The organism is Ferrovibrio sp. (assembly GCF_046297895.1).
In the GTDB taxonomy this organism is placed as follows: Bacteria; Pseudomonadota; Alphaproteobacteria; order Ferrovibrionales; family Ferrovibrionaceae; genus Ferrovibrio.
Genome location: NZ_JBKBHC010000007.1, coordinates 137,261 through 149,905 on the forward strand (window position 1 = coordinate 137,261; position 12,645 = coordinate 149,905).

A 12,645-nucleotide genomic window follows, 5' to 3' on the forward strand; every position below is an offset into this window, starting at 1 on the left:
TTCCCTCCAGTATCCCCTCTGGGGTGTTTCACGTGAAACACCCCCTTTTTCCCGTGGCCCGATGCTCTCTGGTCCCTTGGCCGCGATTCCTTTTGACGGCCCCGGCCACCTGACCTATACCCCCGCGCCATGAGCGGTTCTTTTGATGTCTCAAGATCATTCGATGTGATCGTGATCGGCGGCGGCCATGCCGGCTGCGAGGCGGCTGCAGCATCTGCGCGGCTCGGCGCGCGCACCCTGCTGCTGACCCACAAGATCGAGACGATCGGCGAGATGTCGTGCAACCCGGCCATCGGCGGCCTGGCCAAGGGCCATCTGGTGCGCGAGATCGATGCGCTGGACGGCGTGATGGGCCGGGTGATCGATGCCGCCGGCATCCAGTTCCGCATGCTCAACAAATCCAAGGGCCCCGCGGTGCGTGGCCCGCGCAGCCAGGCCGACCGCAAGCTGTATCGCCAGGCCATGCAGGCCGTGCTGATGGAGCAGGCCAATCTCACCATTCATGCGGCCTCGGCGGAGGATATCCGCATCGAGCATGGCGAGGTGAAGGGCGTGCTGGCCAGCGACGGCAGCTTCTTCGCCGCGCCCAGGGTGATCCTCACCACCGGCACCTTCCTGCGGGGCCTCATCCATATTGGCGAAGAGAAGATTCCGGCCGGCCGAGTGGGCGAGGCGCCGTCGCTTGGCCTCTCAAAAACCCTTGAAAAATGCGGCTTTTCGCTGGGTCGGTTAAAAACCGGCACGCCGCCGCGGCTGGATGGCAAAAGCATCGACTGGGCGTCTCTGGAGATGCAGGGCGCCGATGATCCGCCGGTGCCGTTCAGCTTCCTGACCGAGCGCATCACCACGCCGCAGATCGAATGCGGCGTCACCTATACCTCGCCCGCAGGCCATGCGCTGATCCGCGACAACCTGCATCGTGCGCCGATGTATTCTGGCCAGATCGAAAGCACCGGCCCGCGCTATTGCCCGTCCATCGAGGACAAGGTGGTACGCTTCGCCGAACGCGAGCGGCACCAGATCTTCCTGGAGCCGGAAGGGCTGGACGACGACACCGTCTATCCCAACGGAATCTCCACCTCGCTGCCGCGCGACGTGCAGACCGGACTGCTGAAGACCATTCCGGGCCTGGAAAACGCCGTCATGCTGCGGCCGGGCTATGCCATCGAGTATGATTTCGTTGATCCACGTGAATTGAAGCCGACTTTGGAGACCAAGCGGCAGCCCGGCCTGTATCTGGCCGGCCAGATCAACGGCACCACCGGCTATGAGGAAGCTGCCGCCCAGGGGCTGATTGCCGGCCTGAATGCCGCGCTTGCGGCCGGAGGAGGGCGGTCCTTTGTTCTGGATCGCGCCGATGCCTATATCGGCGTGCTGATCGACGATCTGGTCAGCCTCGGCACCCGCGAGCCCTACCGCATGTTCACCAGCCGGGCGGAATACCGCCTGAGCCTGCGCGCCGACAATGCCGACCAGCGCCTCACCCCGCTGGGGCTGGCGGTCGGCTGCATTGGTGTTTCCCGTGAAACAGCCTGGAAAACCAAGGAAAAAGCTCTCGCTGAGGCCCGCGCGCTGGTCCGCGCCCTGAAACTCACCCCGCCCGAACTGGTCAGGCGCGGCCTGAACGTGAACCAGGACGGCCAGATCCGCTCGGCCGCCACCCTGCTGGGCTACCCCGACATGACCGTGGCCCGGCTGGCCGAAATCTGGCCCGAACTGCATGGCCTGCGCCCTGACGTGGTCGAGCAGCTGGAGATCGACGGGCGGTATGCCGGCTACATGGAGCGGCAGGAGGCCGATATCCTGGCCTTCCGCAAGGACGAGGGCCTGGTGCTGCCCGAGGGGCTGGATTACGACGCCATCGGCGGCCTCTCCAACGAGGTGCGGACCAAGCTGAAGCAGCACCGGCCGGCCACCCTGGGCCAGGCCGCCCGCATCTCAGGCGTCACCCCGGCAGCGCTTTCGGCCCTGCTGGGCTATGTCAAAAAAGCCCGCCGGCAGGGCATCGAAGCCGCCGAATAGCGGTTTTCCGCCATTTTCATTTTTTCGTCGGCCGGCTTTTCCACGGGAAACACCTGACAATGTCGCCGCCATGCGCCATAACCCGGCCATGACCCCGCAGGAGTTTCAGGCCGCCACCGGCTGCAGCGACCAGGCCCTTGAACGCCTGACCATCTACGCCGCGCTGGTCGCCAAATGGCAGAAGGCCATCAACCTGGTGGCGCCCAACACCCTGCCGCAGCTCTGGGAGCGGCATTTCCTCGATTCCGCCCAGCTTCTGCCCCTGGCGCCCGAAGGCACCAGCCGCTGGCTCGATCTCGGCTCGGGCGGCGGCTTCCCCGGCCTGGTGATCGCCGCTTTAGGCATTGAAACCGTGCATCTGGTGGAAAGCGACCAGCGCAAGGCCACCTTCCTGCGCGAGGCTGCGCGGGCCATGGTCCTGGGCGCCCATGTCACGGTTCACATGAAACGCATCGAGGCGGTGGAACCTGAAGCCCTGCATGCCGCCATGGGCGGCGCGCCGCAGGTGATCTCTGCCCGCGCGCTGGCATCGCTGAAAGAGCTGATCCCGCTGGCCCATCGCCTGGCCGGGCCCGATACGGTTTATCTGTTTCCCAAGGGCCGGCAGGCCGGGGATGAATTGACCGAGGCCCGGCGATATTGGACAATTCAGGCGCTTGACCTGCTGCCGAGCCAGACCGAGGCGCAGGCGCGCATTGTGCGGATGAGGGGGCTCGAAGCCGCGTGACCAGTACAGAACAGGAACATACGGCCGGCAATCCTAACCTGCGCATGGGCCGCGTGCTGGCGGTGGCCAACCAGAAGGGCGGCGTGGGCAAGACCACCACGGCCATCAATCTGGCTACCGCGCTGGCTGCCGTGGGCGAACGCGTGCTGCTGATCGACAGCGATCCGCAGGGCAACGCCTCGACCGGCCTTGGCCTGACGCATGACGAGCGTGAACCCGGCACTTACGAGCTGCTGATGGGCGCGGCCGAGCTGGACGAGGTGATCCGGCCCACCAAGGTGCCCAACCTGATGATCGTGCCGGCCAATGTGGAGCTGGCCGGTGCCGAGCTTGAGATGATGGATCTCGACCGTCGCCAGCATCGCCTGAAGGATGCCATCGAGGGCCGCGTGGGCGGTTTCGACCATGTGCTGATCGACTGCCCGCCATCGCTCACCTTGCTCACCGTGAATGCCATGGTGGCGGCCGATGCCGTGCTGGTGCCGCTGCAATGCGAGTTCTTCGCGCTGGAAGGCCTGGGCCAGTTGCTGCGCACGGTCGAGCGCATCCGCGGCACGCTGAACCCGACGCTGGATGTGCAGGGCGTGGTGCTCACCATGTTCGACAAGCGCAACAACCTGTCCGATCAGGTCGCAGCCGACGTGCGCGGCTTCCTCGGCGACAAGGTCTACGAGACGGTGATTCCACGCAACGTACGCATCTCGGAGGCGCCCAGCCATGGCGTGCCAGCCCTGATCTACGATCACCGCGCGCCGGGCAGCACCGCCTACATGGCGCTGGCCCGCGAGGTGATCAAACGCGAGCAGGCCCTGCGGTCGGCGGCGTAGTTTTTTGTTTTCGTCATGCCGGGCGTTCGACCCGGCATCCCATTATTCAAATGGGATCCCGGTTCGCGCTGCGCTTGGCCGGGATGACCGGTCAGGAAGGTATTGAGTAGAGATGATCGACGATCCGAAACGCCGCGGTCTGGGCCGTGGCCTTGCCGCCCTGATGGGCGAGACGCCGGGCAAGGATGGCGAGGCGGCGGCCGCGCCGCGTGGCCTGCGCGAAATTCCCATCGAGCAGCTCAAGCCCAACCCCTACCAGCCGCGCAAGACCTTTGTGCGCGAGCAGCTCGAAGAGCTGGCCCAGTCGATCAAGGAAAAGGGCGTGCTGCAGCCCCTGCTGGTGCGCAAGTCGGCCACGCCGGGCAATTACGAGATCATCGCCGGCGAACGCCGCTGGCGCGCCGCCCAGATCGCCAAGCTGCATACCCTGCCCGCGGTGGTGAAGGAGATTTCCGACCGCGACGCGCTGGAAATCGGCCTGATCGAGAATTTGCAGCGCGAGGACCTGAACGCGGTCGAAGAGGCCGGCGCTTTCCTCAAGCTCACCGACGAATTCGGCTACTCGGCCGAACAGATCGCCCAGGTGATCGGCAAGAGCCGCAGCCATGTCGCCAATATCATGCGCCTGCTGCAACTGCCCCGGCCGGTGGTACAGATGATCACCGAGGGCAAACTCTCCGCCGGCCAGGCCCGCCCGCTGATCGGGCATCCGCTGGCCGAGCAGCTTGCCCAGCGCATCGTCGAGGGCAGCCTCTCCGTGCGCGAGGTCGAGAAGCTGGTCGCCGTGGGCAAGGCGGTGGCCGCCGGCCCGAGCGGCAAGAAGCCCGGCCGCCCGCCGTCATCCTCGGCGGCGAAGAAGCCGGGCGACGAACCGACCGCGAAAAAGGACGCCGACACGCTGGCGTTTGAGCGCGGCCTGGCCGCCGCGCTGGGGCTGAAGGTGGAAGTGGAAGGCGAACCCGGCAACCCGGAAGCCGGCCGCCTGATCGTCCATTACCGCCGCCTGGAACAGCTCGACGAACTGGCGAAGAAACTCAGCCGGCGGTGATGAAATATCTGATTCACGAGGAATCAGGTGCGTGTTACTTAAGTTAAGTCCGCATCTATATTAGAGCTGATCATGCCGCCCCCGGCTCAGCCAAAGATTTATCATATTGTGCATGTTGATAAGCTCTCTTCGATAATTGGAGAGGGAGCCCTTCTTTGCGACAGCAGTGTGATTAATCGGAAGCTAGGGGGAACTACCATTGGCATGGGCAGTATCAAACAGAGGCGCTTAGGTTTACCTGTCCATTGCCATCCGGGCCTAAACGTTGGGGATTTTGTTCCATTCTACTTTTGTTCTAGATCAATCATGTTGTATGTGATATATAAAGCAAATCACCCCGAATTGGCGTACCAGGGAGGACAGGCGCCAATCATGCATCTGGAAGCAGATCTGGGGACAGTAGTCGACTGGGCAAATAAGCACGGTCGGCGATGGGCCTTCTCGACCATAAACGCAGCCAACGCTGCAGCCGAGTTTAGGAAAAACTTAGGCCAACTCGGTGAAATAAATTGGGATGCGGTGGCAGAGCAAAAATGGACGGCTTGCCGAGACGAGAAGCAAGCTGAGTTTTTGCTGCACGAGAGTTTTCCATGGGAATTAGTCGAGCGTATCGGGGTGTGCTCAAGGCAGACCTATGACCAAGTTCTTGGGGGATTAAACGGAGCAGCACATCGGCCAAAGGTCGAGCTAAAACCTGATTGGTATTATTGAGGGGTGTCAGCATGATCGACTTCAAATCTGGAGACATCATTGCCGAAGATGCCGAGGCGCTGGTCAATACCGTCAACTGTGTCGGGATTATGGGCCGCGGTATAGCGCTTCAATTCAAGAATGCATTCCCCGAGAACTTCGATGCGTACGAGACCGCTTGCGCGCGTGGTGAAGTGCAGCCTGGCAAGATGTTTGTTTTTGAGACGAAGCAACTTACGAATCCTCGGCTCATTATAAACTTCCCGACTAAACGCCATTGGCGAGGCAAAAGCCGGATTGAGGATATAAGGTCTGGGCTAATTGCGTTGGTAGGTGAAATCCACAAACGCAAAATTCGTTCGGTCGCCATCCCTCCTTTAGGGAGCGGGCTCGGGGGGCTGAATTGGAGCGAGGTTAAGCCCCTGATTGTGGAGGCGCTGAAGGATATTGATGGGCTCCGTGTAATTATTTTCGAACCCAACGGCGCACCGAATCCTCGTGATATGACTAAATCTCGAGAAGTACCGGCAATGAAGCCGGGGCGCGCTGCACTGGTTGGGTTAATTCACCAGTATTTGACCGGCTTAATGGACCCGTTTGTGACTTTGTTGGAAATTCACAAATTGATGTATTTTATGCAGGAGGCAGGTGAGCCTCTGAATCTTCAATATCAAAAGGCGGCATATGGCCCCTACGCTGAAAATTTGCGCCACGTACTACGCGCTATTGAGGGACATCTAATCTCTGGCTATGCCGATGGTGGAGACTCGCCGCACAAGCAAATAGAACTTGTTCCTGGTGCTATTCGTGATGCACAAGAATTTCTTGAGGCACATCCAACAACGCAGCAGCGTTTCGAGCGAGTCATTGACTTGGTCGAGGGATTTGAGACGCCGTTGGGGCTGGAACTTCTGTCGACGGTTCACTGGGTAGCAGCCAAATGTGGGGCTAAATCGACCGAAGAGATGGTTGATCAAATCCATAGCTGGGGTGAACGCAAGCGTCAGTTCTCCAATCATCAAATTACTTTGGCGGCACGGGTTTTAGCTGAGAAACATTGGATTCCTCGACCATGCAATTAATCATTGATTCGTTAGTTCATTATTAGACGGCTGTGTCTTTTAGCTATCGCCCAGGAGACCGCCGTGCCCGACAGCAAAGCCACCAAACCCCTCTCCCCCGAAGCCGAGCGCGTGCTGCGCGGCCATGGCACCGAGCGGCCGGGTTCCAGCCCGCTGAATTACGAAAAGCGCGCAGGGAAATATTACTGCGCCGGCTGCGGCACCGAGCTGTTCGGCTCAGGCACCAAATACGAAAGCGGCAGCGGCTGGCCCAGCTTCTGGGCCCCGGCGGTGGCCGAGAATGTCGCCGCCCAGATCGACACCAGCCACGGCATGCGCCGCATCGAGGTGCATTGCGCCAGATGCCAGGGCCATCTCGGCCATGTCTTCGAGGACGGGCCGCAGCCCACCGGCCTGCGCTACTGCATCAACGGCGCGGCGCTGCAGTTCGAGCCGGACGCGAAATAACGACCCCCGGCTGTTGATATGGGGGCGGCCACAACTTTCAGGATTGGCCGGGTCCCGGGGCGGTGCTAGCCTGCCCTCCGCATGCTGCCGATTCGTCCTGCCTGCGGTCTCCTGCTGACCCTGCTGGCTTTGCCGGCCCAGGGTCAGACCATGGGCCAGACCGTCACGCCGCCTGACGACGACCCCATCACCGAGGACGACCGGTTCCGCCTCGCCCAGCCAAGCCAGTCTTTCCTGCATCACTGGCAGGCGACGCTCGGGTATGGCGGTGCCCATGCGCCGCTGAGCAGCGACGCCGGAACGCGGCTGGGCTTTGGCCGCAACCACCAGGTCATGGCCGGGCTGGAAGCCGGTATCGGTGAACGCGGCTTCGGCCGCATCGAAGCCGGCCATGCCTGGCGCGACGGTAAACGCGACTTCGCCAACGAGGTGCTGCATAGCGATGCTGATATCGGCATCCTCGGCATCAGCGGTGGCATGTTCATCACGCCGTTTCTGTCCGCCGGCCTGTCGCTGCAGCATCGCCGCGAGGATGGCCGCGAAATCTTCATCAGCAAAACCGGCCTGGACGACAGCCGCACCGACCGCGAGGGCACCAGCAACCGCGTCGCGCCATTCCTGATGCTGGCCGGGCCCGTCGGCCCTGTCGATCTTGTGCTGCTGCTCGCCTATGCGCGGCTGCGCAGCGAGACCGATTATCGCCGGCCCCAGCTCAACAATGGCGATTTCAGCGATAGCGGCCAGGTGAATTCGCGGCTGGCCGATATTTCCGTCGGCTACTGGATCGGCCCCAGCTTGAAAATCGGCGCCAGCCTCGGCTGGACGGAGGTTCTGTCCCAGCGCACGCAATCCACCGCGCTCGCGCTGGATGACGACTGGGGTACGCTTGGCATCTCCGCCACCTATCGCGCCACGCCGCAACTGGATGTCAGCCTGAGCGCCGACCGCGATATCGAAAACGCCCGCGGCAACGGCCTGCGCTTCGGCGGCGGCCTGACCTGGCGATTCTGAGGAGGCCTGTTCATGCACATCCAGCGCCGCACGCTGTTCCGGATATTCGCCGTCGTACTGATCGTCACCCAGCTTGCCGGCTTCACCTGTTACCACCTCGATGATTCACGGATCGAATACGCGCCGGGTTATGGCTACATCGTCACCGTCGAACGCGACAAAACCGATGGGAGGACAAAAGACTTCTATTTTGTCTTCGACACCCTGGCGCAGGCCGAGCAGTTCATCCGCGAATTTCCCGACCTCAAATACGGCGTGACGCAGAACCGGATTCCCGGCGGCTGGAAGGCGCGCTATCCCGAAAGCAGCGACGAGGGCGAGGAGATCGAGCGGATCAAAAGTCCAAGGCTCCCGGCTCCTGCAGGCGAGAGCATCAACCGGATGATCGACCGGGCAACCCCGCCGCTGCCCACCGGGCCCCAGCCGCAATAGACCCTGTCGGCCGAAACCGGCCGAGCGGGGTCGCTGGCGCTGAATTAAGGGGCAGCGGCAGGGAGCTGCATAAAAAGTCACCACATTAGCAGCGGCAGCCCATTTTTTAGACACAGGGCCAGCAGCCCAACAGGAGAATCCGCCCCCTTCCCCGGCGGAATCGGGCTTTGGGCGGTTTCTGCCGCAGCGCAACAGGCTGGCATGCTTCTTGTAACTCTCCGGTCCGAGGTATGCGCCAAGGGTGGGCCGGCCGGGGTCTCGTTGGGGGGAACCGGAGCGGTTCTGCCGGAAGGCCGGGTTGGTCCGGCGGCCGGTTTGGTGAATTGGCGTGACCTTCACTGACAGGAGGATTTAATCGTCATGCAACTCCCCACCGTCTCGGCGGCCGCTCCCGCGGCCGATCAGCGGCAGCCCGGCTGGCTCAGCTATGTCGGTTTCGGCCTGGTGCTGGCTGCCCTCATTGCCATGTTCCCCTCGCTCGGCTTCGCCGCCGACGAGGCGCCCAAGGTTCTCAATTCCGGCGACACCGCCTGGATGCTCACCGCCACCGCGCTGGTGCTGATGATGACCATCCCCGGCGTCGCCCTCTTCTACGGCGGCATGGTGCGCAAGCAGAACGTGCTAGCCATCATGATGCAGTGCTTTGCCATCACCTGCCTGATGAGCCTGATCTGGATGGTGGTCGGCTACAGCCTCGCCTTCTCGCCGGGCAATGCCTTCATCGGCGGTTTCGGCAACCTGTTCCTCTCCAACCTGGCGGCGGACTCGCTGTCCGGCACGATCCCGGAAACGGTCTTCGTCATGTTCCAGATGACGTTTGCCATCATCACCCCGGCCCTGATCACCGGCGCCTTCGCCGACCGCATGAAGTTCTCGGCCATGCTGTGGTTCATGGGCCTGTGGTCGATCTTCGTCTACGCGCCGATCGCCCACATGGTCTGGGGCGGCGAAGGTGCGCTGATGTTCGACATGGGCGTGCTGGACTTCGCTGGCGGCACCGTGGTGCACATCAATGCCGGCGTCGCCGGTCTGGTGGCCTGCCTCGTGCTCGGCAAGCGCCAGGGCTACGGCAAGGTCAGCCATGCGCCGCATAACCTGACGCTCAGCATCATCGGCGCCGCCCTGCTGTGGGTGGGCTGGTTCGGCTTCAACGCCGGTTCGGCGCTCACCGCCGGCACCGCTGCGGGCATGGCCATGCTGGTCACCCAGATCGCCACGGCCGCCGCTGCGCTCGCCTGGATGTTTGCCGAGTGGCTCGCCCGCGGCAAGCCCAGCGTGCTGGGCATCGTCTCGGGCGCCGTTGCAGGCCTGGTCGCGATCACGCCTGCCGCAGGCACCGTCGCGCCGATGGGTGCTCTGATCATCGGCATCGTCGCCGGCATCGTCTGCTTCGTGGCCTCCACCACGATCAAGAACGCGCTGGGCTACGATGACAGCCTCGATGTCTGGGGCGTGCATGGCGTGGGCGGCATCGTCGGCGCCATCCTCACCGGCGTGTTCGCCACCAAGGCGATCACCGGCGCCGAAGAGGCGGTCGGCCTGATCGACGGCAATGCAGGTCAGGTTCTGACCCAGATCTACGGCGTGGTCATCACCATCGTCTTCACTGCCATCGTGTCGCTGATCATCCTCAAGATCATCGACTGGACGATCGGTCTGCGCGTCGACGAGGCCACCGAGCGCGATGGTCTCGACCTGAACCTGCACGGCGAGACGGTGCAGTAACAGGTACGCGAAGACACCCGGGCCGGCACTCCCACCCGCCGGCCCGGGTTGCTTCCTTCCTTCGCGGTGGGTTGCGGCAGCATGGTTCAGCCGCTTTTCGCCAACGGACCATGCATCCCGCTTTTCTCTCCGCCGGTTTTCCGATTTAATCAGACGGAAGACATCGACTGAAATTCTCGTCGCGGAGATCCAGCGTCATGACCGCTTTCGACGAGATGGATATCGGAGCCGCCGGCAAGCAGCCCGGCGTGCGCGCCCCCTATCAGGATTACAAGCGCTGGCTCGATGCCGCGCCGGCCGACCTGCTCACCCGCCGCCGCCTGGAGGCCGACCTGCTGTTCCGGCGGCTCGGCATCACCTTCGCCGTCTACGGCGAAGGCGGCGATACCGAACGCCTGATTCCTTTCGACATCGTACCGCGCATCATCGCGGCGAAAGAATGGCGCCGGCTGCGCCGCGGCCTGAAGCAGCGGGTGCGCGCGCTGAATGCCTTCCTCGACGACATCTATCACGCCCGCGCGATCCTCAAGGCCGGCACCATCCCGGAAGACCTGATCCTGAAGAACGCAGCCTACGTGGCGCATATGCGCGACGTGGCGATCGCGCGCCAGACCTATACCCATATCGCCGGCATCGACGTGGTGCGCACGGCGGAAGACCAGTTCTATGTGCTGGAGGATAACTGCCGCACGCCATCGGGCGTCTCCTACATGCTGGAGAATCGCGAGGCGATGATGCGCCTCTTCCCCGATCTTTTCGCCGCCGTGCGCGTCGCCCCGGTCGGTCATTATCCCGATGCGCTGCTGCAGACCCTGCGCGACAGCGCGCCGCCGCGCTGCCCTGCCGAGCCCACCGTGGTTCTGCTCACGCCGGGCGTCTACAACTCCGCGTATTTCGAGCATGTCTTCCTGGCCGAGCAGATGGGCATCGAACTGGTCGAGGGCGGCGACCTGACGGTGAAGGACGATGTCGTCTACATGCGCACGGTCGGCGGGCTGAAACGCGTGGATGTGATATACCGCCGGCTGGATGACGATTTCCTCGACCCGAAAGTCTTCCGCAAGGATTCGCTGATCGGCGTGCCCGGCATCTTCCAGGCCTACAAGGCCGGCAATGTCACGCTGTGCAACGCAGTGGGCACCGGGGTGGCAGACGACAAGTCGATCTACCCCTATGTGCCCGACATGATCCGCTTCTATCTGGGCGAGGAGCCTCTGCTGGCCAACGTGCCCACCTATGTGCTGCGCCGGCCCGACGACCTGAAATACACCCTCGACCATCTGCCCGAACTGGTGGTCAAGGAGGTACATGGCTCGGGCGGCTACGGCATGCTGGTCGGACCCAAGGCGAGCAAGGCCGAGATCGAGGCCTTCCGTGCCAAGATCGTGGCCAAGCCGGAAGCCTATATCGCCCAGCCCACGCTGGCCCTCAGCACTTGCCCCACCTTCGTGGAGTCGGGCATCGCGCCGCGCCATGTCGACCTGCGGCCCTTCGTGCTGACCGGCGAGACCATGCGCGTGGTGCCCGGCGGCCTCACCCGCGTGGCCCTGCGCGAGGGCTCGCTGGTGGTGAATTCCAGCCAGGGCGGCGGCACCAAGGATACCTGGGTGCTGGAAGACGCCCCCGATATCGCGGCCGGCGAGGACTGAGCCATGCTGTCGCGCGCCGCCGACAATCTCTACTGGATGACCCGCTATGTCGAACGCGCCGAGGCCATGGCGCGCATCCTCGACGTGGCCCAGCGCATGAGCCTGCAGACCGCCGGCAACAGCCGCCCCGGCGGCCGCAGCGACGAATGGGAGGCCGCCCTCATCATCGCCGGCTGCGACAAGTCGTTCGCCCTGCATGGCGGCACGGCGACGCGCAAGGCGGTGATCGACTTCCTGGCCTTCGCGCCCGACAATCCCTCGTCGATCCATGCCTGCCTCAAGGCGGCGCGCGAGAATGCCCGCGCCATGCGGGCGCAGATCACCACCGAAGCTTGGGAAAGCATCAATGCCGCCTGGCTTGAGATGCAAACCCTGACGCTGAAGAAGGTGGAGGCCGACGGCTTTTCGCCGTTCTTCGACTGGGTGCGCGAACGCAGCCAGCTCTTCCGCGGCGTCGCCGAGGGCACCATGCAGCGCGACGATGCCAACCGCTTCATGCGGCTGGGCACGCTGCTGGAACGCGCCGATTCCACCGCGCGCATACTGGATGTGAAATACCACATCCTGCTGCCATCGCCCGGCGATATCGGCGGTGCGGTGGATTACTATCAGTGGGGTGCGCTGCTGCGCTCGGTCTCGGCCCTGCGCATCTACCGCCAGATCTACCGCGACTCGATCCGGCCCTCGCGGGTGGCCGAGCTGCTGATCCTGCGCGAGGATTTCCCGCGTTCGCTGCATGCCTGCTTCGCCGAGATCGTGACGATCCTGCAGCAGTTGCGGCAGTTCTACCGTCACGACTATCCCTCGGTGCGCCAGGCCGAGGGCATGCTGATGAAGGTACGCTACGGCAATATCGAGGCGATCTTCGATGCCGGCCTGCACGAATACCTGACCGAAACGATCGACAGCAATATCGAGCTGGGCGCCGCCATCGCCCGCGATTTCATGCAGCCGGCATGATATAAGAAGACCGCCAGGGACCGGA

Annotated in this window: 12 protein-coding genes; all 12 read left to right on the forward strand. The window is 63.3% G+C overall.

Going from position 1 to position 12,645, the window contains the following annotated elements; all coding sequences use genetic code 11:
- Positions 1–129 precede the first annotated feature (129 nt).
- The 12 genes from mnmG to ACK4FK_RS13670 all read left to right on the forward strand — a co-directional run bounded on the left by mnmG (position 130) and on the right by ACK4FK_RS13670 (position 12,620).
- On the forward strand, positions 130–2,022 hold the full coding sequence (gene mnmG / locus ACK4FK_RS13615) for a tRNA uridine-5-carboxymethylaminomethyl(34) synthesis enzyme MnmG (protein WP_409745508.1): 1,893 nt from the start codon (positions 130–132) through the stop codon (positions 2,020–2,022).
- Positions 2,023–2,110: 88 nt separating this feature from the next.
- Positions 2,111–2,749 carry a 16S rRNA (guanine(527)-N(7))-methyltransferase RsmG gene (gene rsmG / locus ACK4FK_RS13620; protein ID WP_409745509.1) on the forward strand — a complete coding sequence of 213 codons (639 nt, stop codon included), beginning with the start codon at positions 2,111–2,113 and terminating at the stop codon, positions 2,747–2,749.
- Between the two features lie 44 nt (positions 2,750–2,793).
- On the forward strand, positions 2,794–3,576 hold the full coding sequence (locus tag ACK4FK_RS13625; RefSeq protein ID WP_409745652.1) for a ParA family protein: 783 nt from the start codon (positions 2,794–2,796) through the stop codon (positions 3,574–3,576).
- Positions 3,577–3,688: 112 nt separating this feature from the next.
- Positions 3,689–4,624 (forward strand): ParB/RepB/Spo0J family partition protein, encoded by a 936-nt coding sequence (locus ACK4FK_RS13630; protein WP_409745510.1) that lies wholly within the window; start codon positions 3,689–3,691, stop codon positions 4,622–4,624.
- A gap of 72 nt (positions 4,625–4,696) precedes the next feature.
- Positions 4,697–5,335, forward strand: coding sequence for a DUF4433 domain-containing protein (locus tag ACK4FK_RS13635; RefSeq protein WP_409745511.1), 639 nt, complete (start codon positions 4,697–4,699; stop codon positions 5,333–5,335).
- Between the two features lie 11 nt (positions 5,336–5,346).
- Positions 5,347–6,396 carry a macro domain-containing protein gene (locus ACK4FK_RS13640; RefSeq protein WP_409745512.1) on the forward strand — a complete coding sequence of 350 codons (1,050 nt, stop codon included), beginning with the start codon at positions 5,347–5,349 and terminating at the stop codon, positions 6,394–6,396.
- 63 nt (positions 6,397–6,459) lie between these two features.
- Positions 6,460–6,843: a peptide-methionine (R)-S-oxide reductase MsrB gene (gene msrB / locus ACK4FK_RS13645; protein WP_409745513.1), complete on the forward strand. Its 384-nt coding sequence runs from the start codon at positions 6,460–6,462 to the stop codon at positions 6,841–6,843.
- A gap of 81 nt (positions 6,844–6,924) precedes the next feature.
- On the forward strand, positions 6,925–7,854 hold the full coding sequence (locus ACK4FK_RS13650) for a hypothetical protein (protein WP_409745514.1): 930 nt from the start codon (positions 6,925–6,927) through the stop codon (positions 7,852–7,854).
- Between the two features lie 12 nt (positions 7,855–7,866).
- Positions 7,867–8,286, forward strand: a complete 420-nt coding sequence (locus tag ACK4FK_RS13655; RefSeq protein WP_409745515.1) for a hypothetical protein — start codon at positions 7,867–7,869, stop codon at positions 8,284–8,286.
- A 465-nt stretch (positions 8,287–8,751) separates the two neighbouring features.
- Complete coding sequence (locus tag ACK4FK_RS13660) at positions 8,752–10,011, forward strand: ammonium transporter (protein ID WP_409745654.1); 1,260 nt, start codon at positions 8,752–8,754, stop codon at positions 10,009–10,011.
- 197 nt (positions 10,012–10,208) lie between these two features.
- Positions 10,209–11,660 (forward strand): circularly permuted type 2 ATP-grasp protein, encoded by a 1,452-nt coding sequence (locus ACK4FK_RS13665; protein ID WP_409745516.1) that lies wholly within the window; start codon positions 10,209–10,211, stop codon positions 11,658–11,660.
- Between the two features lie 3 nt (positions 11,661–11,663).
- Positions 11,664–12,620 carry an alpha-E domain-containing protein gene (locus ACK4FK_RS13670; RefSeq protein WP_409745517.1) on the forward strand — a complete coding sequence of 319 codons (957 nt, stop codon included), beginning with the start codon at positions 11,664–11,666 and terminating at the stop codon, positions 12,618–12,620.
- Positions 12,621–12,645: the final 25 nt, after the last annotated feature.